Source organism: Achromobacter sp. Marseille-Q4954, assembly GCF_943737025.1.
Lineage (GTDB): Bacteria > Pseudomonadota > Gammaproteobacteria > Burkholderiales > Burkholderiaceae_B > Achromobacter > Achromobacter bronchisepticus_A.
Genome location: NZ_CALSFQ010000004.1, coordinates 115,703 through 136,651, shown reverse-complemented (window position 1 = coordinate 136,651; position 20,949 = coordinate 115,703). Strand labels below are relative to the sequence as shown.

At 67.8% G+C, this 20,949-nt stretch carries 18 protein-coding genes; 11 read left to right on the top strand and 7 right to left on the bottom strand.

All coding sequences use genetic code 11. The features are described from left to right. Positions 1-9: 9 nt before the first annotated feature. Positions 10-1,320 (top strand): MFS transporter, encoded by a 1,311-nt coding sequence (locus tag NGK62_RS28860; RefSeq protein WP_251881575.1) that lies wholly within the window; start codon positions 10-12, stop codon positions 1,318-1,320. Between the two features lie 95 nt (positions 1,321-1,415). On the opposite strand, the gene recJ is transcribed toward NGK62_RS28860, so the two are convergent. Together recJ and NGK62_RS28850 are read right to left on the bottom strand one after the other, a co-directional pair. Next, complete coding sequence (gene recJ, locus NGK62_RS28855) at positions 1,416-3,116, bottom strand: single-stranded-DNA-specific exonuclease RecJ (protein WP_059373498.1); 1,701 nt, start codon at positions 3,114-3,116, stop codon at positions 1,416-1,418. Next, positions 3,098-4,042 carry a hypothetical protein gene (locus NGK62_RS28850; RefSeq protein ID WP_251881573.1) on the bottom strand — a complete coding sequence of 315 codons (945 nt, stop codon included), beginning with the start codon at positions 4,040-4,042 and terminating at the stop codon, positions 3,098-3,100. The genes recJ and NGK62_RS28850 overlap by 19 nt, the downstream gene beginning before the upstream one ends. 178 nt (positions 4,043-4,220) lie before the next feature. Here NGK62_RS28850 and NGK62_RS28845 point away from each other — a divergent pair, with 178 nt between their 5' ends. Genes NGK62_RS28845 through NGK62_RS28835 form a run of 3 tightly spaced genes read left to right on the top strand, consistent with a single transcriptional unit; the run spans position 4,221 to position 6,993 of the window. After that, entirely contained in the window at positions 4,221-5,453 is a 1,233-nt protein-coding gene (locus NGK62_RS28845) for a lipoprotein-releasing ABC transporter permease subunit (protein ID WP_240633261.1), read from the top strand. After that, positions 5,446-6,135, top strand: a complete 690-nt coding sequence (locus NGK62_RS28840; RefSeq protein ID WP_059373492.1) for an ABC transporter ATP-binding protein — start codon at positions 5,446-5,448, stop codon at positions 6,133-6,135. The genes NGK62_RS28845 and NGK62_RS28840 overlap by 8 nt, the downstream gene beginning before the upstream one ends. A 39-nt stretch (positions 6,136-6,174) precedes the next feature. Next, complete coding sequence (locus tag NGK62_RS28835) at positions 6,175-6,993, top strand: TatD family hydrolase (protein ID WP_251881571.1); 819 nt, start codon at positions 6,175-6,177, stop codon at positions 6,991-6,993. 7 nt (positions 6,994-7,000) lie between these two features. On the opposite strand, the gene NGK62_RS28830 is transcribed toward NGK62_RS28835, so the two are convergent. Continuing rightward, positions 7,001-8,392 (bottom strand): sensor histidine kinase, encoded by a 1,392-nt coding sequence (locus NGK62_RS28830; RefSeq protein WP_251881569.1) that lies wholly within the window; start codon positions 8,390-8,392, stop codon positions 7,001-7,003. Continuing rightward, positions 8,392-9,105 carry a response regulator transcription factor gene (locus NGK62_RS28825; RefSeq protein ID WP_059373486.1) on the bottom strand — a complete coding sequence of 238 codons (714 nt, stop codon included), beginning with the start codon at positions 9,103-9,105 and terminating at the stop codon, positions 8,392-8,394. The genes NGK62_RS28830 and NGK62_RS28825 overlap by 1 nt, the downstream gene beginning before the upstream one ends. A 212-nt stretch (positions 9,106-9,317) precedes the next feature. Between NGK62_RS28825 and NGK62_RS28820 the strand changes: the two genes are divergently transcribed. Genes NGK62_RS28820 through NGK62_RS28800 form a run of 5 tightly spaced genes read left to right on the top strand, consistent with a single transcriptional unit; the run spans position 9,318 to position 15,095 of the window. Next, positions 9,318-11,336, top strand: a complete 2,019-nt coding sequence (locus NGK62_RS28820) for a ligand-gated channel protein (RefSeq protein ID WP_251881567.1) — start codon at positions 9,318-9,320, stop codon at positions 11,334-11,336. A gap of 42 nt (positions 11,337-11,378) precedes the next feature. Beyond that, positions 11,379-12,329 carry a siderophore ABC transporter substrate-binding protein gene (locus NGK62_RS28815; protein WP_251881566.1) on the top strand — a complete coding sequence of 317 codons (951 nt, stop codon included), beginning with the start codon at positions 11,379-11,381 and terminating at the stop codon, positions 12,327-12,329. Between the two features lie 33 nt (positions 12,330-12,362). Further along, on the top strand, positions 12,363-13,355 hold the full coding sequence (locus NGK62_RS28810) for an ABC transporter permease (protein ID WP_118932671.1): 993 nt from the start codon (positions 12,363-12,365) through the stop codon (positions 13,353-13,355). After that, positions 13,348-14,334 (top strand): iron chelate uptake ABC transporter family permease subunit, encoded by a 987-nt coding sequence (locus tag NGK62_RS28805; protein ID WP_251881564.1) that lies wholly within the window; start codon positions 13,348-13,350, stop codon positions 14,332-14,334. Before NGK62_RS28810 ends, NGK62_RS28805 begins: the two co-directional genes overlap by 8 nt. Beyond that, a complete protein-coding gene (locus NGK62_RS28800; protein ID WP_251881562.1) occupies positions 14,331-15,095 on the top strand; it encodes an iron ABC transporter ATP-binding protein in 765 nt (254 codons plus the stop codon). The genes NGK62_RS28805 and NGK62_RS28800 overlap by 4 nt, the downstream gene beginning before the upstream one ends. Here the strand turns inward: NGK62_RS28800 and NGK62_RS28795 are convergent. From NGK62_RS28795 to NGK62_RS28785, 3 genes are all read right to left on the bottom strand, one after another. Next, positions 15,092-17,203: a 5'-nucleotidase C-terminal domain-containing protein gene (locus NGK62_RS28795; protein ID WP_251881560.1), complete on the bottom strand. Its 2,112-nt coding sequence runs from the start codon at positions 17,201-17,203 to the stop codon at positions 15,092-15,094. The genes NGK62_RS28800 and NGK62_RS28795 overlap by 4 nt on opposite strands. Before the next feature lie 97 nt (positions 17,204-17,300). Then, a complete protein-coding gene (thiM, locus tag NGK62_RS28790; RefSeq protein ID WP_059373473.1) occupies positions 17,301-18,119 on the bottom strand; it encodes a hydroxyethylthiazole kinase in 819 nt (272 codons plus the stop codon). Positions 18,120-18,133: 14 nt separating this feature from the next. Then, positions 18,134-18,865 (bottom strand): GntR family transcriptional regulator, encoded by a 732-nt coding sequence (locus tag NGK62_RS28785; protein WP_054456177.1) that lies wholly within the window; start codon positions 18,863-18,865, stop codon positions 18,134-18,136. A 216-nt stretch (positions 18,866-19,081) separates the two neighbouring features. Here NGK62_RS28785 and NGK62_RS28780 point away from each other — a divergent pair, with 216 nt between their 5' ends. Together NGK62_RS28780 and NGK62_RS28775 are read left to right on the top strand one after the other, a co-directional pair. Then, entirely contained in the window at positions 19,082-19,951 is an 870-nt protein-coding gene (locus tag NGK62_RS28780; protein ID WP_059373471.1) for a fumarylacetoacetate hydrolase family protein, read from the top strand. Then, positions 19,944-20,942, top strand: a complete 999-nt coding sequence (locus NGK62_RS28775) for an ornithine cyclodeaminase family protein (protein ID WP_251881558.1) — start codon at positions 19,944-19,946, stop codon at positions 20,940-20,942. Before NGK62_RS28780 ends, NGK62_RS28775 begins: the two co-directional genes overlap by 8 nt. Positions 20,943-20,949: the final 7 nt, after the last annotated feature.

Sequence of the window (20,949 nt, the reverse complement as noted above, 5' to 3'; positions counted from 1 at the left end):
GAGACATAGATGGACAATACGATGGCCCCCGGGGTTTCGCCGGCGATCCCGGCGTCTGAGGAAGACCGGATCTACCGCAAGGTAGGGTGGCGGCTGGTGCCGCTGCTGGTGGTTTGCTACGTCGTGGCCTACCTGGACCGCGTGAACGTGGGTTTCGCCAAGCTGCAGATGCTGCAGGAGCTTCAGTTCAGCGAAACCGTGTACGGGCTGGGCGCGGGTATTTTCTTCATCGGCTACTTCATTTTCGAGATTCCCAGCAACATCATCCTGCACAAGGTGGGGGCGCGGATCTGGATCGCGCGCATCATGATCACCTGGGGGATCATCTCCGCGTGCATGATGTTCGTGACCAGCGTGCACATGTTCTACATCCTGCGCTTCCTGCTGGGCGCCGCGGAAGCCGGGTTTTTCCCGGGCATCATCCTGTACCTGACCTACTGGTATCCGGCGGCACGGCGCGGCCGCATCACGACCTTCTTCATGACCGCGGTGCCCATGTCCGGGCTGATCGGCGGGCCGATCTCCGGCTGGATCATGAGCACGTTCCATGGCGACCATGGCCTGTCGGGCTGGCAATGGCTGTTCCTGCTGGAAGGCATACCTTCGGTGTTGATCGGGGTGCTGGTGCTGATCTATCTGGATGACCGCATCAACAAGGCCAAATGGCTGACCGCTACGGAAAAGGCGGTGCTGATCCGCAACATCGCGGCCGAGGAACAGCAGAAGGAAGACCCGCCGATCCGCGCCGCGCTGGCCAAGCCGCGCGTCTGGGCCATGTCGCTGATCTACTTCTCGTTCGTGATGGGGCTTTACGGCGTGGGCTTCTGGATGCCGACCCTGATCAAGGGCACGGGGGTGCAGAGCCCGCTGGCCATCGGTCTGCTGACGGCGGTTCCCAACCTGTTCGCCGTGATCGGCATGATCCTGATCTCGCGCAACTCGGACCGTCTCCGCGAACGCCGCTGGCACGTGGCGCTGCCCGCGCTGTTCGGCGCGCTGGGGCTGCTGTTCTCGGCGATCTGGAGCGGCAACACCGTGCTGGCGATCGTGGCGCTGACGGTGGCGAACATCGGCATCTGCACGGTGCTGCCGCTGTTCTGGAGCCTGCCCACCGCCTTGCTCGGCGGCACGGCGGCCGCGGCCGGCATCGCGCTCATCAACTCGGTGGGTAACCTGGCGGGCTTCGTCAGCCCGTACCTGGTGGGCTGGTTGAAGGACATGACCGGCACCACCAACACCGGCCTCTACATGCTGTCGGGCTGCCTGGTGGTGGGGGCGCTGGTGGTCCTGGCGCAGCCGGCGAAGCTGGTGAACAAGTAGGATGGGTGGAGCGCGCGCAGCCTGAGGCAAAGACTCAGGCGCGCGCCGCGCGCAAGCCATCGCGGGTCACGGCGGGCTGGCTCCGATGGCGGGCCTTACCCCGCGTGTTCGATCACCAGCTGCACCGACACCATCCCGTTCCAAACGTTCTGCTCCAGCCGGTACGCCGCCTGAATATGTTCGGGCAGCGACTGGTCGTGGCCGAACCAGATGGCGTCAAAGCGCTGGTGGCCGCGTTCCAGCGACAGCTTCAGGTGCTTTTCCCCGACCAGGCGCTGGTTGCGCACCACGAACTCGTCCAGGAACAGCGGCGCGGCGAAGCCGGCGCCCCAGACCTGCTGCTGCAGCATGCCGGCCACGTCGGCGTTGGCGTAGCCGGTTTCCAGCGAGCCGTCGGTTTCGATCACCGGCTCGAAGGTGTCGCGGCCCGTGAGCTCGCGCACCGCGGCGTCGAACGCGGGGGCGAAGGCGGCGAAGTCGTTGCGGCCCAGCGTCAGGCCCGCAGCCATGGCGTGGCCGCCGAACTTGCGGATCAGGTTGGGATGGCGCTTGGACACCAGGTCCAGCGCGTCGCGCAGATGCACGTCGGGAATCGAGCGGCCGGAACCGCGGATTTCGTCGTCGCCGGCGGGCGCGAAAGCCAGCGTGGGACGCCAGAACTTTTCCTTCAGGCGCGAGGCCACCAGGCCCACCACGCCCTGGTGCCAGCCCGGGTCGAACACGCAGACCGTGGCGCCGGCGGCCGCGTTCGGCTCTTCCATGGCGGCCAGCGCCTGTTCGCGCATTTCGGCTTCGATGGTGCGGCGTTCGCGGTTGATGTTGTCGAGCTCGCGCGCCATTTCCAGCGCCTGCGCCTCGTCGTCCGTGGTCAGGCAGGCGATGCCCAGGCTCATGTCGGCCAGGCGGCCGGCGGCATTGATACGGGGGCCGAGCGCAAAGCCCAGGTCAAAGCCGTTGGCCGCGCGCGGCTCGCGTCCGGCCACGGCGAACAGCGCGCGCAGCCCGGGCTGCAGGCGGCCGGCGCGCATGCGCTGCAGGCCTTGCGTGACCAGCAGGCGGTTGTTCGCGTCCAGCTTGACCACGTCGGCCACGGTGCCCAGGGCCACCAGGTCGGACAGCGCGTCAAGCCGCGGGCCGCCGTCGGCCGCATAGACGCCGCGGCGGCGCAGTTCGGCGCGCAGCGCCAGCATCATGTAGAAGATGACGCCCACGCCTGCCAGGTTCTTGGACGGAAAGCCGCAGCCCGGCTGGTTGGGGTTGACGATGGCCAGGGCCGCCGGCAGCGTGTCGCCCGGCAAGTGGTGGTCGGTGATGACCACGCCGATGCCGGCCTCATTGGCCGCGGCCACGCCGTCCACGCTGGCGATGCCGTTGTCGACCGTGATGATGATGTCGGGCTTGCCGGCGCGGTGCCGCACCGCCAGTTCGACCACGGCGGGCGACAGGCCGTAGCCGGTCTCGAAGCGGTTGGGCACCAGGAAGTCCACGTCGGCGCCCATGGCGGACAGGGCGCGCAAACCGACCGCGCAGGCGGTGGCGCCGTCGCAGTCGTAGTCGGCCACGATCAGCAGCTTCTTGCCCGCCTGGATGGCGTCGGCCAGCACGCCGGCGGCGTGGTCCGAATGCGTCAGGCCGTTGGGCGGCAGCAGCGATTTCCAGGCGAGTTGGGTTTGATCGGGATGGGTGACGCCGCGGGCTGCCCACAGGCGGGCCAGCAGCGGGTGGATGCCCGAGGCTTCAAGAATGCGGCAGGCTTGCGGGTCGGGGGTGCGGACGGTTAAGCGGGGTGAGACCACCAGGCGCTCCAGTTTTTCTTGGGCGCGGGCAGCAAGCCAAGCAGGCCCCCGCGCGGTTTCAGGGTTAGGGCGACCTTGCGGTCGTCGCCCAGCAGCAGCAGTTCGGCGGGAGTGGCCGGCAGGCCGTGCTTGCCGGCCAGCGGGCGCAGATGCTGCGCGTCCAGCGCGGCCAGGGCGTCCAGCCAGGCGGCCCAGTCGCCGGCCCGCTGGGGGGCGTCCAGGTTGCTGTAGACCTGCGCGGGGACCGGCCGGGACTGCGTCCAGGGCCTGCCGCCGCCATACAGCCACAGCGCATTGACCGGAGGCAGGCCGCGCGCCGCGCGGGCGTCATTGACCGGGTGTTCGTGCCAGGCCATCTGTATTTCATTGAGCAGCCGGCGCCACGGGCGCGTTTCCGCATCCTGACGCCACCAGTCGTTCAGGCGTTGTCCGGCCACGGCCAGCGGGCTGGTGGTCTGCGGCCGCAGGCCTTGCGGCAGGCGCAGGCGCCAGCGTTCGGGCGAGAGCGTCTCGACCTCGAAGCCCGTGCCTTCGAACAGCGGGCGGGCGGTGTCCAGCAGGGCGGCCGCTTCCTCGGCGCGCAGTTCCATCAGGCCGGGATCGAGCAAGGCGGCCTGGTCCGTGCCCAGCGCCAGATGGACCAGCTCGGCCAGCCAGACGGGTTCATCGCCGTCGGTTTGGGCGCCGGCCAGCAGCGGACCCAGTCCGGCGCCGGGCGGCAGGCCCGCTTCGGGGACGTAGCCGGCGCGGGCCAACTGCCAGGCTTCATAGGGCGTACAGCCTTGGGCGCGCACGTCGTGAGCCTGGGGGCGGGCGGCGCCGGCCTGGAGCCAGCCGTGCAGCGTGGGCGCGCGTTCGGGCAGGAGCTTGGCCAGTTCGGCGGCGACGGGTAGGGCGGGCAAAGCGCCCGGAATGACGATCAGCATGGGCGCGATTGTAGTCCGCACGGGCTGCGGGAACTAAGCGGCGCCTGGCACTGCCATAGCTTGAAACGCCTGGTCTTGGACGCGCACATCCGCGGCGCGGAATCCAGGCGGTTAATGCCATAATGCGCTCGTGCTGAAAATACCCTACGAACTCTGGATAGGCGCCCGCTATGCCGGGTTGGCCCGAATCCGCCAGCGACGCGGCCGCCGCGATCGCTTCATCTCCTTCATCGCCGCCAGTTCCATGGCGGGCATCGCGCTGGGCGTCGCCGCCCTGATCGTGGTGCTGTCCGTGATGAACGGCTTCCAGAAGGAAGTGCGCGACCGCATGCTGTCGGTGCTGCCGCATATTGAACTCTATATCCCGGGGGCTGCCCCCGAGCGGGTGCTGGAGAAATGGCAGGAGTTCGCTTCCGCCGCCGAGAAAAATTCCTCGGTCAAGGCCGGCGCCCCGTTCGTGGCGGCGCAGGGCATGCTGGTGCGCGGGCAGGCCTTGCGCGGCGTGCAGGTGCGCGGCATCGATCCGCAGACCGAAGGCAATGTGTCGGACCTGCCGCGCCAGATGGTATCGGGCAAGCTGACCGACCTGAAGCCCGGCAGTTTCGGCGTGGTGCTGGGCAATGAACTGGCCGACGGCATGGGCGTGAAGCTGGGCGATACGCTCTTGATGATGGCGCCGCAGGGCTCGATCAGCCCGGCGGGTTTCACCCCGCGCATGCGCCAGTTCACCGTGGTGGGCGTGTTCTCGTCCGGCCACTATGAATACGATTCCTCGCTGGCCTTCGTCGACGACGAGGATGCCGCCCGCGTGTTCCGTGACAGCGGCACTGCCGGCGTGCGCCTGCGCGTGGCCGACATGCAGCGCGCCCCGGAAGTGGCGGCGGAATTGCAGAAGGTGCTGCCGCCCTACGTGATGGCGAGCGACTGGTCGCGCAACAACCGCACCTGGTTCGCGGCCGTGAAGACCGAAAAGCGCATGATGTTCCTGATCCTGGCGTTGATCGTGGCCGTGGCCGCGTTCAACCTGCTGTCCTCCCTGGTCATGGCCGTGAAGGACAAGCAGTCCGACATCGCCATCCTGCGCACGCTGGGCGCGGGTCCGCGCGAGATCGCCCGCATCTTCCTGGTGCAGGGGGCGCTGATCGGCGTGATCGGCACGCTGCTGGGCGTGGCGGGCGGCATCCTCATCGCCTATAACGTGGACGTGATCGTGCCCTTCATCGAAGGCTTGCTGGGCGTGCATTTCCTGCCGCGTGAAATCTATTTCATCAGCGCCTTGCCGTCCGATCCGCAAGTGGGCGACATCGTCACCATCGGCGTGACTTCCCTGGTGCTGTCGCTGCTGGCGACCCTGTATCCCAGCTGGCGCGCCTCGCGCCTGCAACCCGCACAGGTGCTGCGCCATGACTGACATGCTGACTCCCGCGCTGCAGGCCGACAACATCGTCAAGGTCTACGACGAAGGCCCTGCGCGCATTGAAGTGCTGAGCAACGTCAGCCTGTCGGTGGCGCGTGGCGAGATGGTCGCCATCGTCGGCGCCTCCGGTTCCGGCAAGAGCACGCTGCTGCATATCCTGGGCCTGCTGGACGTGCCCACCAGCGGCTCCGTGTCGGTGGACGGCCAGCTTGCCGTCGGGCTGTCCGAGGCCCGCAAGAGCGCCGTGCGCAACCGCAGCCTGGGCTTTGTCTACCAGTTCCACCACCTGTTGCCGGAATTCTCCGCGCTGGACAACGTGGCGATGCCGCTGATCGTGCGCCGCGAGAATCGCGACAAGGCGCGCGCCGCCGCGCACGAGGTTCTGGGTCTGGTGGGCCTGGCTGCGCGCGAAGGTCACTTCCCGGGCCAGCTGTCCGGCGGCGAGCGGCAGCGCGTGGCGCTGGCGCGCGCGCTGGTCACGCGCCCGGTCTGCGTGCTGGCCGACGAGCCCACCGGCAACCTGGACCGCCACACCGCGCACAATATGTTCGAACTGCTGACGCGGGTGAATCAGGAGTCCGGCACGGCGTTCGCCATCGTCACGCACGACCCGGAACTGGCCGCCCGCGCCGACCGCCAGTTGCTCATGGAAAACGGCCGCCTGGTTTCGGGTTAAGGCGCGTCGGGGGATAATCCGGGCAAGGAGGTCGCGCCCATGCTGATCGATACCCATTGCCACCTGGATGCCGCCGAGTTCGACGCCGACCGCGAGCAGGTCGCCGACCGTGCCTGTGAGGCAGGCGTCCAATCCATCGTGATTCCCGCCGTCGAGCGCGCCAATTTTTCCGTGGTGCGCGAACTGGCCGGCAAGACGGCCGGCGGCGCCTATGCACTGGGCATCCATCCGCTGTATGTTCAGCGCGCCGGCGACGGCGACCTGGAGGCGTTGCGCGCGGCCGTCAAGGAATCGCTGGGCGACCCCCGCTTCGTCGCCATCGGCGAGATCGGCCTGGACTTCTTCGTGCCTGAAATAGCCTCCGGCGAACCGCGCGAGCGCCAGGAACACTTCTATGCCGCGCAACTGGCGCTGGCCGCCGAGTTCGGCCTGCCGGTGCTGCTGCACGTGCGCAAGTCGCAGGACATCCTCTTGAAATACCTGCGCCGCCATCCTCGCATCGGCGGCATCGCGCATGCCTTCAACGGCAGCGCGCAGCAGGCGCAGGCATTCATAGACCAGGGCTTCGCGCTGGGCCTGGGCGGCGCGATGACCTACGAGCGCGCCTTGCAGATCCGCCGCCATGCGGTGGACGTGGATCTGGCGCACCTGGTGCTGGAAACCGACGCGCCCGACATTCCGCCGGCCTGGCTGCATCCGCCGCAGCGGCGCAATGCGCCGGCCGAACTGGTCCGCATCGCCGCCACGCTGGCCGAGCTGCGCGGCATCACGCCGCCGCAAGTGGCGCATGCCACCACGGCCAACGCCATGCGGGTATTGCCGCGGCTGCCGGCCGCGATCCTGGCCGACGCCGACTGACCGGGCCTCAGCCGTTCAGGCGCGGCAGTTCCAGCCGCACGCTCAGCCCCTGCGGCGACATGTTGCGGGCCGACATCCTGCCCTTGTGCGCGGCCACGGCGGCCTGGGCAATCGACAGGCCCAGTCCGGCGCCGCTGCCCGGTTTGCGCGCGCCGGAGGCCGTCCGATAGAAAGGTTCGAACAGCGATTGCAGTTCTTCCGCGGCCACGCCGGGCCCGCGGTCCTCGATCTCCAGGCAGGCTTCGTGCGCGGTCGACAGCAGGCGCACGCGGATCGCGCTGTGCGCGGGCGCAAAGCGCAAGGCGTTGCGCAGTACGTTCTCGATGGCGCTGGCCAGGCTGCAGCGGTCGCCGACCAGGGGCACGGGCGCATGCTGGTGCCACTCTATGCGGATCTGCCGGCCGCCGGCCTCAAAGCGTGCGTCTTCGACGACGTCGGACACGAGTTCGGCCAGGTCCAGGGTGTCGGTAGGCACGGGCAGGGCGCCCAGGCGCGCCAGCCGCAAGGTGTTGCCGACCAGCGCGTCCAGGCGTTCGCATTCGAGTTCGATGCGGTCCAGCTGCAGATCCTGGCGCTCGTCCCTGCGCCGCGCCAGCTCCGCCGCCAGCCGCAGCCGCGCTAGCGGCGAGCGCAGTTCGTGCGCGATGTTGTGCAGCAGCTGCTCGCGCGTGTCGACCAGCGCCTTCAGGCGGTCGGCCATCGCGTCGAAATCGCGCGCCAGGAGGCCTAGTTCGTCCTTGCGGCGCGCCAGCTTGGCGGGCGTGTGCGCATCCAGCCGCCCGGCGGACAAGGCATGCGTGGTCTGGCGCAACTGTGCCAAGGGCGCCGTCACGTGGCGGCTCAAGGCCCAGCAGAACGGCGCGGTCACGGCCAGCGCGAACAGCACCAGGGCCAGCGCCACGGGCGACAGGGCCAGCACTTCCCAATGCGATGAATCGAACGGCAGGAACAGCAGCAGCAGCTGCGAACCATCGGGCAAGACCAGCTTTTGCGGTTCCCACCAGGAAACGCGCTCGCCGGTGGGGTCGGCGGGAAGGTAGTCGGCTTTCGGCGAACGGTCTGGCCCGGCGCGGAAATCGCTCAGCCAGTCTTCCATGCGGGCGGGCAGCCGCCGGCCCAGGATGTCCTTGTCCTGGGCGTCCATGACGTAGATCTTCAGCGCCGAGTAGCGCCGGTCCATGGCTTCGACCCAGCGTTCCAGGCCATCCACGCCCTCGCTGCGGGCGATCTGCGCAGCATCGCGCGTGAGATTGCCGGGATTCAGGCCATCCAGGGAATTGAAGCGGTACCAGGCGACCGCGGCCGTCAGCACCATGCCGCAGACCAGGATGACCGCCATCGCGCCCCAGAAGGTCAGGAAAGCGCGTCCGAAGAGCGAGCGGGTGGGCAGCCAGGCCATCAGTCAGCGCCCGCCAGTACGTAACCCAGGCCGCGCAGGTTGCGGATCGCCAATGTCTCGGCGCCGCTGTCGCTGCGCAGCTTCTTGCGCAGCGAGCTGATGTGGGTGTCGATGCTGCGGTCGTAGCGGTCGGGCTTGCGGCCCAGCGCGTACAGACCGATCTGGTCGCGCGCGACCACCTGCCCGGGCGTGCGCATGAGGATTTCCAGGATGCGCTGTTCGGCGCCGGTCAATGGAATTTCACTGTCGCCCATTCGCAGCACGCCGGTGGCGGCGTCCAGCGACACTGCGCCCAGCGCCAGGGCGGGGCGGGCCGTGTCGGGCACCTCTTCGAAGCGGCGCAGGACCGCCGTGATGCGGGCCTTGAGTTCGCGCGGACTGAAGGGTTTGGCCAGGTAGTCGTCGGCGCCGAACTCCAAGCCCAGCACGCGGTCCGTCTCGCCGCCGTGGGCGGTGAACATGATGACCGGCCGGCGCGAGCGCAGGCGGTATTGCTTCAGCAGATCCAGCCCATTGCCGTCGGGCAGCATCAGGTCCAGCAGCACCAGGTCGTAGTCGTCCTGAGCCAACAGGGCCAGGCCCTGCGTGCCGCTATGCGCCAGGGTGAGCCGGCAATGACCGGGTTCCAGGTACTCGCGCAGCATCTGCGCAAGCTCGACATCGTCATCGATCAGCAGGATGCGGCGAGTCGCCGGTGCGTGGGAAAAAGGCATGCGTGTCGTCGGTTCTGCATCCGGCAGTTTGGCTTATGGCCGCGGGCCGGAGTGTCAAGAAGTGCAAAGAAGATAAAAGTTGCGGAAAGCGTGTTGCTGGCTCCCGGCAGGTCCAATTCTAATATGAGAATAGTTTTCATTAATAAATACGAGGCAGGACGGACGCCGCACGCGGGGTGGGGCGCGGGCCTGGGACGGGAGAAACTGGAATCATGAGCAGCAAAGAATTGGTCGCCGGCCGGCGCGGTCCGGGTTCGCGCACGCAGTTGGCGGCGGCCCTGTGCGCAGCGGGTTTCGGCGTGGCGCAGCCCGCCTGGGCGCAGAGCGCCGACACTGCCAAGACCCTGGACACCGTGGTGGTGACGGCCTCGGGCTATGAACAGCAGATCCAGGACGCGCCGGCATCGATCAGCGTGATCACCCGCGAGGACCTGGACAAGAAGTTCTACCGCGACATCAACGACGCGCTGGTGGACGTGCCGGGCGTGATCGTGACGGGCGGCGGCGACCGCCAGGACATCAGCCTGCGCGGCATGGGCCCTAAGTACACGCTGATCCTGATCGACGGCAAGCGCCAGAATTCGCGCGAAACCCGCACCAACTCGGATTCCACGGGCGTCGAAGGCGGCTGGACGCCGCCGCTTTCCGCCATCGAGCGCATCGAGGTGGTGCGCGGCCCCATGTCGTCGCTGTACGGCTCGGACGCCATGGGCGGGGTGATCAACATCATCACGCGCAAGGTGCCCTCGGAGTGGGGCGGCGAGATCCGCCTGGACAGCACCATCCAGGAAAGCAACAAGTCGGGCGACATCTACCAGGGCAACTTCTACCTGTCCGGCCCGATCAAGACGGACCTGCTGGGTCTGCAGATCTACGGCCAGGCCACGCAGCGCGACGAAGATGACATCGTCGACGGCTTCCGCAAGCGCAACTCGGAAAGCGTCACGGCCAAGCTGGCGCTGACGCCCAACCGCGACCACGACATCGTGCTGGCAGCGACCACCATGCGCCAGAAGCTGCACGAAACGCTGGGCAAGACGGTCGAGCCGCTGCCGCCCGGCCAGGCTTGCGGACGCAATGGCTGCCCGGCTTCGTCCGATACCGACTACCGCAGCAACAAGTGGGCGCTGTCGCATACCGGACGCTGGGGCTGGGGCGTGTCGGACAGCTACGTGCAGCAGGAAGAGTTCGACAACCGCTCGCGCCAGATGAAGATCAAGAACCTGGACATCCAGACGAGCTGGACGCTGCCGCTGGGTTCGCACATGCTGACCCTGGGCGGCAGCTACCTCAGCCAGCGCCTGAACGACCAGACCGGCAACCAGCTGGCCAACGGCCCCAGCAAGGTGGACCGCTACCAGTGGGCCTTGTTCGCCGAAGACGAATGGCGCCTGACCGAGACCTTCGCCGTCACCACCGGCCTGCGCATGGACGAAGACGAGAACTTCGGCACGCATTTCAGCCCGCGCCTGTACGGCGTCTGGCACATGGCCGACCGCTGGACCCTGAAGGGCGGCGTGTCCACGGGCTTTCGCGCGCCCGACCTGCGCCAGACGGTGGCGGGCTGGGGCCAGGTCAGCCGCGGCGGCAATATGTACGGCAATCCGGACCTGACGCCCGAGAAGTCGGTAACCGAGGAAATCGGCATCCTGTATGACGACGGCGAAGGCTTCAACGCCGGCCTGACCGTCTTCAACAACGACTTCAAGGACAAGATCACCCGCGTCGCCTGCCCCGCGACCCAGTGCACGGACGGCCCGAACCAGTTCGGCTCGGATCCGACCACCTACATGAACGTGGACAAGGCCAATTCCCGCGGCGTGGAAGCCAACCTGAAGCTGCCGCTGTCGCGCGACTGGTCCCTGACCAGCAGCTACACGTTCACCAAGTCGGAGCAGAAGTCCGGCCAGTACAAGGGCCAGCCGCTCAATCAGCTGCCCAAGCACCTGTTCACCACCACGGTGAACTGGCAGGCCTCGGATGCGCTGCAGGCCTGGGCGCGGCTGAACTACCGCGGCAAGGAAAGCCAGCCCATCACCGGTCCGTCGTCCTCGTCGGTGGTCGCGCCTTCCTACACCTTCGTGGACCTGGGCGGTTCGTACCAGGTGAACAAGACGGTGGCGGTGTACGCCGGCATCTACAACCTGTTCGACAAGCAGGTCACGTACGACGACTACGGCTACGTCGAGGACGGCCGCCGCTACTGGCTGGGCGTGGGCGTCAAGTTCTGAGTTTGAAAGGGCGCCTGGCGCCCGCAACATGAAGAGGTACGCATGAAGAAGCAAACGCAAGCAGGCCGCGTCCGGCGTTGGGCGGTTCAGGCCGGGGCCGCGCTGGTCCTGGGCGCCGCCACGGCGGTATGCGTGGCGCAGGCGACGCTGCCGGTAAAGCATGCGCGCGGCGAAACCGCCGTGCCGGCCAATCCGGCGAAGACGGTGGTGATGGACCTGGCCGTGCTGGACACGCTGCATGCGCTGGGCGTGGACGCGACGGGCGTACCGACGGTCGCCAAGTGGCCGCCGCAGCTAAGCCAGTATGCCGATGAGCGCTACCTGAAGGTGGGTTCGATGTTCGAGCCCAACTACGAGGTGATCCACGCCGCCGCGCCGCAACTCATTTTCGTGGCGGGCCGCTCGGCGCCCAAGTACGACGAGCTCGCCAAGCTGGCGCCCACCGTGGACCTGACGGTCAATGCCCGGGACCTGGTGGGCAGCGTCGCGCGCAACACCGAAACGCTGGCCGCCATCTACGGCAAGCAGGATGTCGCCAAGACCAAGCTCGACGCCCTGCGCGCCTCGATCGCGGACCTGAATGGCAAGGCGGCCCACGCCGGCACCGCGCTGATCGTGCTGACCACCGGCGGCAAGATGAGCGCCTACGGTCCGGGTTCGCGCTTCGGCGTGATCCACGACGCCTTCGGCATCAAGCCGGCGACGACGGGGCTGAGCGTGTCGAACCACGGCCAGGCGATCTCGTTCGAGTTCATCGCCCAGACCGATCCCGACTGGCTGTTCGTGATCGACCGCGATGCCGCCATCGGCCGTGAGGGCGTGTCGGCCCAGCGCATGCTGGACAACGAGCTGGTGCGCCCGACCAAGGCCTGGAAGAACAAGCGCGTGGTCTACCTGAACGGCTACAACTGGTATCTGCTGGGCAGCGCGGGCCTGACCGCGATGCAGCAGAACGTGGACGAGATCGCGGCCGCGCTGGCCGCGGGCAAGTAAAGCCTGATGCATGAGCGGCGGGAGTAATCGCGGGTGAGTTGGCGGCAGTCGATAGGCGGTTGGGGCGGGCTGGCGGTGGCGGTAGGCTTGCTGCTGGCCCTGTGCGCGGCCAGCGTCAGCCTGGGGGCGGGCCAGCTCAGCCTGGCCGCGCTGTGGGGCACTGGTGACGAGGCCGAGCGTGCCTGGCGCCTGCTGATGGTCAGCCGCATCCCCCGCACGCTGGCCTTGCTGCTGGCCGGCATGTCGCTGGCGGTGGCCGGACTCATCATGCAGATGCTGGTGCGCAACCGCTACGTCGAACCCACCACGGCCGGCACCGTGGAGTCCGCCACCCTGGGCATACTCGTGGTCACGCTGCTGGCGCCGGACACGCCCGTGATCGGCAAGATGTTGACGGCCACGGGCTTCGCGCTGGCGGGCACCTTGCTGTTTCTGGCGCTGCTCAAGCGCGTGCCGCTGCGCACGCCCTTCATCGTGCCGCTGATCGGCCTGATCCTGGGCGGCGTGATCCACGCGGCCACCACCTTCGTCGCCTATCGCTACGACCTGCTGCAGTCGCTGCACGCCTGGACCACGGGCGATTTTTCCGGCGTGCTGCGGGGGCGCTATGAATTGCTCTGGATCGGCTTCGGCCTGGCCTGCGCGGCTTACGCGGCGGCCGATCGTTACACCGTGGCCGGCATGGGCCGCGAGTTCGCCGCCAACCTGGGCTTGAACCATGCGCGGCTGACGCTGGCCGGACTGCTGATCGTGTCGGCGATTTCGGCCGTGGTGGTGGTGACGGCCGGCGGCATTCCCTTTCTGGGCCTGATCGTGCCCAATGCCGTCAGCCTGGTGCTGGGCGACAACATGCGCCGCGCCATCCCCTGGGTGGCGGTGCTGGGCGGTGTGTTCGTGCTGGCCTGCGACGTCATCGGCAGGCTGGTGATCCACCCCTACGAGATTCCCATCGGCACGGTGGTCGGCGTGCTGGGCAGCATCCTGTTCCTGTGGCTGTTGCGCGCGCGGAGGAACCGGCTTGGCTGAACCTGCAGTCTCCGTCCCGGCGCCGGCCCGGGCGCCGCAGGCCTGGCGCCTGTGGCTGCTGGGCGCCATTGCGCTGGCCTGCGCCATCGCCTTCATGACGCTGGGCGCCAACGGTCAGTGGTCCTTCGTGATTCCGTTCCGCGGCGCCAAGCTGGCTGCGATGCTGCTGGTGGCCTATGCGGTGGCGGTGTCGTCGGTGCTGTTCCAGACGATCACCCACAATCGCATCCTGACGCCCGCCATCATGGGCTTTGACGCCCTGTACCTGCTGATCCAGGCCGTGGTGGTGTTCGGCTTCGGCCAGGCGGCCGCGGCCGCCAGCCATCCGGTGGCCGCCTTCCTGCTGGAGGTGGGCGCCATGACCGCGTTCGCCTGCCTGCTGTTCCGTTGGCTGTTCTCGGACGCGGTGCGCAGCCTGCACCTGATGATGCTGGTGGGCATCATTTTCGGCCTGTTGTTTCGCAGCCTGTCCAACTTCGTGGTGCGGCTGATCGACCCCAATGAATTCCTGGTGTTGCAGGACCGCATGTTCGCCAGCTTCAACACCGTGCGCGTGGGTCTGCTGCCGATCGCGCTGGCCGCGGTGTGCGCCGCGTCGCTGCTGGTGTGGCGCATGCGGCGGCGCTACGACGTGCTGGCGCTGGGCCGCGACATCGCGGTGAACCTGGGCGTGGACTATCGCCGCACGCTGATGCTCACGCTGGCCGCCATCGCCGTGCTGGTGTCGGTATCCACCGCGCTGGTGGGGCCGGTGACGTTCTTCGGCCTGCTGGTCAGCAACCTGGCCTATCAGGCCATGGGGTCCGACCGGCATCGCCACACCGTCCCGGCGGCCGTGCTGCTGAGCGTGATCTTCCTGGTAGGCGGCCAGACGCTGCTGGAACGCGTGCTGGGCCTGAATACCACCGTCAGCGTGGTGATCGAATTCCTGGGCGGGTTGATGTTCCTTGCCCTGATCCTGCGCAGGGGGCGCCGATGATAGAGATCCAGCAAGTCAGCAAGCAATACGGCGACAGCGTGGTGGTCGACGACGTCAGCCTGTCGCTGCCGGCGGGCGGCGTCACGGCGATCATCGGCCCCAATGGCGCAGGCAAGTCCACGCTGCTGTCCATGGTCAGCCGTCTGCTTCCCATGTCCGCTGGCCGGGTGCTGGTCGAGGGGCTGGACGTGACCCGGGCCGACAGCCGCGAACTGGCGCGCCGCCTGGCCATCCTGCGGCAGGACAATCACCTGCCGCTGCGGTTGACGGCCAGGGATCTGGTCGCGTTCGGCCGTTATCCGCACACGGGCGGCCGCCTGACGCTGGAAGACAAGGTCCACATCGACCGCGCCATCGCCTACCTGAACCTGGAGCCGCTGGCCGACCGCTACCTGGACGAGATGTCGGGCGGGCAGCGCCAGCGCGCCTTCGTGGCGATGGTGCTGTGCCAGGACACGCGCTACGTCTTGCTGGACGAACCGCTGAACAGCCTGGACATGAAGCATGCCGTCGCCATGATGGGCACGCTGCGGCGCGCGGCGGACGAGCTGGGCAAGACGGTGGTGCTGGTGCTGCACGACATCAATTTCGCGTCCACCTACGCGGACCGCATCGTGGCGATGCGGGCAGGGCGCATCGCGCATCAGGGGACTCCGGCCGAACTGGTCCGGCCGGAGGTCCTGAGCGAACTGTACGAGCTGCCGATCGAGGTGCACGAGATCGGCGGCCGGCGCATCTGCGTGTACTACCGCCAGCCTTAGCGGCTGAGATCCACCGCGTAACGCGACAGCTGGGTCACCGGGTCAGGCGTGGCGTCATGCACCGTGACGTTGTCCACGCCATGCGCGGCGGCCATGGCCAGGGTGCCTGGCACCGACGAAAACACCACCGGGCCGGCCAGGACACCCACTCGCGCGAAGCGCCAGCTGCGGTCCAGGCCATAGGTGGCCAGATCCAGGTCCGGGTGCTTGCGGATGTAGCTGATCAGCACGTCGCGGCTGGCGTCCGGGGCTTGCAGCACGATGTCGCCCTTGCCGCCGGCCAGGCCGGGGAAGTCGCCGCCGCCGCTGGCGCGGTAGTTGTTCGTGACCACCAGGAATTGCGCAGCGGGATCGAGCGGCGCGCCCTGGTACGTCAGCTGCGTGATGCGTGTACCCTTGGGCCGGGTGACGTCGATTTCGTACCGCAGGGCATTGCCCGCGGCATACAGCACGTCGAAGTTGAAGATCGGAAAACCCGTGTCGACCAGATCCTGCGGCGCGACCTGGCCCGGGTCGATCTGCTTGAACTGCTCGGCGGTCTTCTCCAGCCATTGGCGCACGATGTCGCCGCTGACCCGCACCACTTGCAAGGTGTTGGGGTACAGGTAAATATCGGCGGCGTTGTTGATGGCGATGTTGCCCTGCTTCACGTAGGTGAAGTCGCCCGGACCGTTGCGTCCGCCCTTGAAGGGCGCGGCCGCCGACAGGATGGGCAGGGCGGCATACGAGGGTTTGTTCTTGGCGATGTAGTCCGTCAGATAGTCGATCTGCGCCATGTTGACGATCTGCAGCGCCGACACGTCGCCCGCCAGCGCGTAATAGGTCGCCATGTCGAAGCGGCTCTGGCCGATGGGCGTTTTGACATAGGCGATGGTGGCGGCGTGTTCAGCCTGCACCAGCTGCTGCGCGGCGGCGTCGGGTTCGACGTAGGTCGCGGGCGTGGCGCCGTTCTGCGCGGTCAGGCGCGTGGAGATGCGCTGCACGCGCGTGGCGTCCTTCTGCACCTGCCAGCCTTTGTCATAGGCAAGCTTGAGCGTGATCTGGCCGAGGTTGTTGCCCCACTGGCCGGCCTGTACCGCCGGTACGCCGTTGATCAGGCCTTTCTCCAGATCTATCCCGGGTTGCCCCGCGAATTGCGACTTGGCATTGGTGTCGGGGAACAGCAGGTGCTGGTGACCGGTGATCAGCGCGTCGATGCCAGGCACCTGGCTCAGGTAGCCCGCGCCGTTTTCCATGGCCGGGCTGTAGGCGCTGAGCATGTCGATGCCGCCGTGCGCCAGCGCCACCACCAGATCGGCGCCCGCCGCGCGCATTTCGGGTATATAGCGTTGCGCCGATTCCTTCCAGCCCGCGACTTCCACGTGGCCTTCCAGATTGGCTTTGTCCCATTGCAGGATGGGCGGGGGCGCAAAGCCGATCACGCCGACCTTCAGCGCGACCTCGATCTGCTTGCCGTTGGGATCGGTGGCCTTGAAGGTCTTGTTCAGCAGGACCCAGGGCTTGAAGATGGGCTGCTTGCTGGCGGCCGACACCACATTGGCGGACACGAAGGGAAAGCCCGGCGCCGTGCAGTCCTTGGCCCCGGCGGGGTTGGTCTGCGCCGTGCCCTTGCCGATGCCGGCCAGCCCGAAATTCGTGTCGGTGATCTGCGACAGGAACGGCAGGCCGTAGTTGAACTCATGGTTGCCCAGCGTGGCCGCGTCATAGGCCAGCAGTTTCATCTGCTTGTAGATCGCCAGCATGTCGCTGCATTGCACCGGCTTGACCAGCGCCTGGTAGTCGGACAAGGCGGTGCCCTGGATGGTGTCGCCGTTGTCGAACAGCAGCGTGTTGGCATTCTGCTTGCGCGCATTGGCGATCAACGTGGCCGCGCGGTCCACGCCGTAGCTCTTGTCCTCGGCCAGCTTGTAGTAGTCGTAGCCCAGCACGTTGGCATGCAGGTCGGTGGTGCCCAGGATGGCCACGTCCAGGGTGGAGCCTGCGGGCACGCCGGCCTGCGGCGGGGTGTCGGGCGTGTCGTCGTCATTGTCGCCGCCGCAAGCGGCCAGGCTTGCCAGCAACGCGGCGCTGGCGGACAGCGCAAAGAGCTTTCCTAGGTTCGGCTTCACCGTCTTTCCTCCGGGTTTGAAGGAAAGGAATTCTGCGCATAGCGTGTGACCCGGCCGTGACACGGTCGCGCCACGGGGCGGGGCAGTCGTGCCGCGTCTAGCGCAGCGGAGATTCTTCGATGAGGTCGCCCGTTTCCAACGCCGCAAGCGCATCCAGGAAGCGCCACGCAAACGATCCGGGGCCTTGCGCCAGCTCGCCGGCGCGCTGGCCCGCGATGGCGAAACACGACAGGGCGGCGACCGCCGCGGAAAACGGATCGTTGCGCGACACCGCGGCGCAGGCGCCAACCAGCGCCGTCAGCGCGCAGCCCGTGGCGGTGACGCGCGGCATCAGGGGCGAACCGCCCGTTATGCGGACGGCGCGCGCGCCGTCCGTGACGTAGTCGGTTTCGCCGGTCACCGCCACCACCGTCGCGCGGCTGGCGGCGATGGCATGCGCGGAATGCTCCGCCTGCGAGACCGCGTCGCGCGCGTCCACGCCCTTGCTCGCGCTTTGGCCGCCGGCCAGCGCGATGATCTCCGAGGCATTGCCGCGGATGATGGCGGGCCGCAGGTCCAACAGGCGGCGCACCGCGTCGCGGCGAAAAGCGGTGGCGTGGTGCGCCACCGGATCGAGCACCCAGGGTATGCCGGCTTCGTTGGCCGACGCGGCGGTCAGCAGCATGCTGTCCAGCCAGGGCGAGGACAGGGTGCCGATGTTGATCACGACCGCGCCGCAGACGCGCGCGAACTCGGGCGCTTCTTCCTGCGCATGCACCATGGCGGGCGAAGCGCCCATGGCCAGCAGCACGTTGGCGGCGGTGTTCATGGATACGAAATTGGTCAGGCACTGCACCAGCGGCGCATCGCGGCGCAGGGCGGCCACCAGGTCGCGCGAGATCAGCGCCTGGGCGGAAAGGTCGGGAATGGATTGCATGCCGTGGATCCTGTTTATGCGCTGACGTCCGACAGCCCGGGCTGCGCGGGCAGGGCGCCGCGCAGCGATTCCAGCAGTACGCGCTTGTTTTCGCGGCTGCGATAGGCGTGCTCGCGCATCAGGTTCTCGGCGCGCACGGCCTCGCGCCGCGTAATGGCGCGCAGCAGGTCTTCGTGGTCCGCCTGCGCGCGCAGCACGAACGGCGTTTCCAGCAGCGAGGGCGTGGATGGCAGGGTCAGCGCGGCCGGGCCGGCCAGCGGCGTCTTGTTGTTGTGTTCCAGCGCCGACAAGAGCGCGCGGTTGCCCGCGGCTTCGCACAGGATCTCGTGAAAGCGCCGGTTGATCTGCCCCCAGGCGCGCGCATCCACGGTGGTGTTGGGATCGCGGCGGGCCGGGGCCAGCAGGGCGCGTCCTTCGTCCACCGCCTGCGACAAGCGGTCCAACACGTCCTGCGAGGCGCCGCGCTCGGCCAGCAGGCGGGCCGCCATGCCTTCGAGCACGCCGCGCACGTCCACCGCGTCGCCGATTTCGTCCACCGTAAAGGCCCGTACCCGGAAGCCGCGTGAAGGCAGCCGTTCCAGCAGGCCCTCTTTTTCAAGCTCGGTCAGCGCAATGCGCAACGGGGTACGCGATACGCCCAGGCGCGCCGAAAACTGCAACTCGACCACGCGTTCCCCCGGTTGCAGAACGCCAGAAAGCACCATGTCCCGGAGTTCGGAAATGACTTTATCGATTTGTGCGGCCATAGGGAGGGGGAGGCTGGTTCCGGTCTGTGAGGGCTTTCAGTGTACCGTCAAAATTGCATGCAATAGTCAATAAAAAAACCGATCTTTCCTTGCGATTTATCAAAATTGCATGCAATAATTCGGAAAAACAGCGATTCAAGTGCGGTTGAAGCGATAAATGCATGCAAAGAAATCCGTCGATGCATGCCATAAGCCGCCGCAAGCACAGGAGACAACATGAAGCTCGTCAGCTTCGTTCAGGCAGGCCGCAGCGCCTGGGGCGTGGTGCGCGGCGCCGAGGTCGTGGCGCTGACCCAGGTCTGGCCCGACATGGTCGCGGCGCTGGAGGCAGGGGTGGAACAGATCGCGCGCGCCGCGGAGACGGCTGGCCAGGCCTGTATGCCCTTGGCCGGGCTGCGCCTGCTGCCGCCGGTCGTGGCGCCGCGCAAGATTCTCTGCGTGGGCCTGAACTACGGCCGCCATGTGGCCGAGGCCGGGCGCGAACTGCCCGCGCATCCCTCGCTGTTCGCGCGCTTTGCGGACAGCTTCGTCGGCCACGGCGAGGCGGTGTGGAAGCCGCAAGCCTCCGACCGTTTCGATTACGAGGCCGAACTGGCCGTGGTGATCGGCCGGGGTGGCCGCCATATCGCCGCCAAGGACGCCCTGGCGCACGTGGCCGGCTACACCTGCATGGCCGAGAACTCCGTGCGCGATTTCCAGAAGCACAACGCGCAGGTGACGCCGGGCAAGAACTTCGAGCGCAGCGGCGCGCTGGGTCCCTGGCTGGTCACGGCCGACGAGATCGGCGACCCGGCTGGCCTGGAAGTCATTTCCCGCCTCAACGGCGAGGTCATGCAGCACGGCCAGGTGTCCGACCTGATCTTCCCCATCCCTGAGCTGATCGCCTACATCAGCAGCTTCACCCGCCTGTCGCCGGGCGACGTGATCGCCACCGGCACGCCCGAAGGCGTGGGCTCCAGCCGCAAGCCTCCGCGCTTCATGAGCGCCGGCGACACGCTGGAAGTCGAGATTCCCGGCCTCGGAACACTGATCAACACGGTGGCGGACGAGCCCGCCGCCGACGAACAAGGAGACGCGCATGTCTGATGCGCTGCGGTACCTGACGGAACGGGACGTGGTCTCGGTTCTGGATATCCCCAAGGCGATCGAAGCCCTGCACTCCATGCTGGTCGCGCAAGGGCGTGAGCAGGCCCGCAACCTGCCCAAGGCGCTGGCGACCTGGGGCGACGGCAGCTCGATGCATGCCTTGGGCTCCGTGCAGACCGGCGCGGGCGGCTATGCGGGTTTCAAGACCTGGGTCCATACCAAGAGCGGCGGAGGCTCGCTGTTCAGCCTGTTCGACGCCGAGTCGGGATTTCTGCGCGCCGTGATCGAGGCGCGCGCGCTGGGCATGCTGCGCACCGCCGCGATCAGCGGGGTCGCCACGCGCGCGCTGGCGCCGGCTGACGCCGCCTGCGCCGCGATGATCGGCACCGGCCCGCAGGCCGTCACCCAATTGGCCGCGCTGGCCGCCGTGCGCGACTTGCGCCGCGTGCGCGTCTACAGCCCCACGCCGGAAAAGCGCCGCGCCTTTGTCGCCAGCGTGCAAGGCAAGTATCGATTCGAGGTCGAGGAAGCGGCCAGCCTGGAACAGGCGCTGGCCGGCGCCGAGATCGTCACCCTGATCACTCGCGCCGTCGAGCCTTTCGTGGACGCGGCCATGCTGGCCGACTGCAGGCACCTGAACGCCGTGGGCGCGATCCTGCCGGCCAAGGCCGAGTTCGCGCAGGACGTGTTCGAACGCGCCGACCGCGTGGTGGTGGACGACCTGGAAAACGCCCGCCGCGGTTCGCGTGAACTGCGCGAGCGCTTTGGCGCAGACGGTGCGCCATGGCAGGGCGTGACCGTGCTGAGCGACCTGCTCGCCGCGGGAGAGGGCCGTCCGCAAGGCGCACGGTTGACGATCTTCAAGGGCATGGGCATGGGCCTGTCCGACCTGGCGATGGCGCGCGTGGTGTACGAGCATGCCCGCGACCATGGCCTGGGCGTGGCGCTGCCGCCCCAGACCCGCGAGAACCTGCTGCTGGCGCAGCCCTGAACCGAAT

What these genes read in the sequence shown, in the direction of transcription:
- NGK62_RS28780 (WP_059373471.1), top strand. Translation starts at nt 19,082, where the DNA reads ATGAAGCTCGTCAGCTTCGTTCAGGCAGGCCGCAGCGCCTGGGGCGTG.
- thiM (WP_059373473.1), bottom strand. Translation starts at nt 18,119, where the DNA reads ATGCAATCCATTCCCGACCTTTCCGCCCAGGCGCTGATCTCGCGCGAC.
- NGK62_RS28815 (WP_251881566.1), top strand. Translation starts at nt 11,379, where the DNA reads ATGAAGAAGCAAACGCAAGCAGGCCGCGTCCGGCGTTGGGCGGTTCAG.
- NGK62_RS28835 (WP_251881571.1), top strand. Translation starts at nt 6,175, where the DNA reads ATGCTGATCGATACCCATTGCCACCTGGATGCCGCCGAGTTCGACGCC.
- NGK62_RS28825 (WP_059373486.1), bottom strand. Translation starts at nt 9,105, where the DNA reads ATGCCTTTTTCCCACGCACCGGCGACTCGCCGCATCCTGCTGATCGAT.
- NGK62_RS28800 (WP_251881562.1), top strand. Translation starts at nt 14,331, where the DNA reads ATGATAGAGATCCAGCAAGTCAGCAAGCAATACGGCGACAGCGTGGTG.
- NGK62_RS28820 (WP_251881567.1), top strand. Translation starts at nt 9,318, where the DNA reads ATGAGCAGCAAAGAATTGGTCGCCGGCCGGCGCGGTCCGGGTTCGCGC.
- NGK62_RS28860 (WP_251881575.1), top strand. Translation starts at nt 10, where the DNA reads ATGGACAATACGATGGCCCCCGGGGTTTCGCCGGCGATCCCGGCGTCT.
- NGK62_RS28840 (WP_059373492.1), top strand. Translation starts at nt 5,446, where the DNA reads ATGACTGACATGCTGACTCCCGCGCTGCAGGCCGACAACATCGTCAAG.
- NGK62_RS28850 (WP_251881573.1), bottom strand. Translation starts at nt 4,042, where the DNA reads ATGCTGATCGTCATTCCGGGCGCTTTGCCCGCCCTACCCGTCGCCGCC.
- NGK62_RS28830 (WP_251881569.1), bottom strand. Translation starts at nt 8,392, where the DNA reads ATGGCCTGGCTGCCCACCCGCTCGCTCTTCGGACGCGCTTTCCTGACC.
- NGK62_RS28785 (WP_054456177.1), bottom strand. Translation starts at nt 18,865, where the DNA reads ATGGCCGCACAAATCGATAAAGTCATTTCCGAACTCCGGGACATGGTG.
- NGK62_RS28775 (WP_251881558.1), top strand. Translation starts at nt 19,944, where the DNA reads ATGTCTGATGCGCTGCGGTACCTGACGGAACGGGACGTGGTCTCGGTT.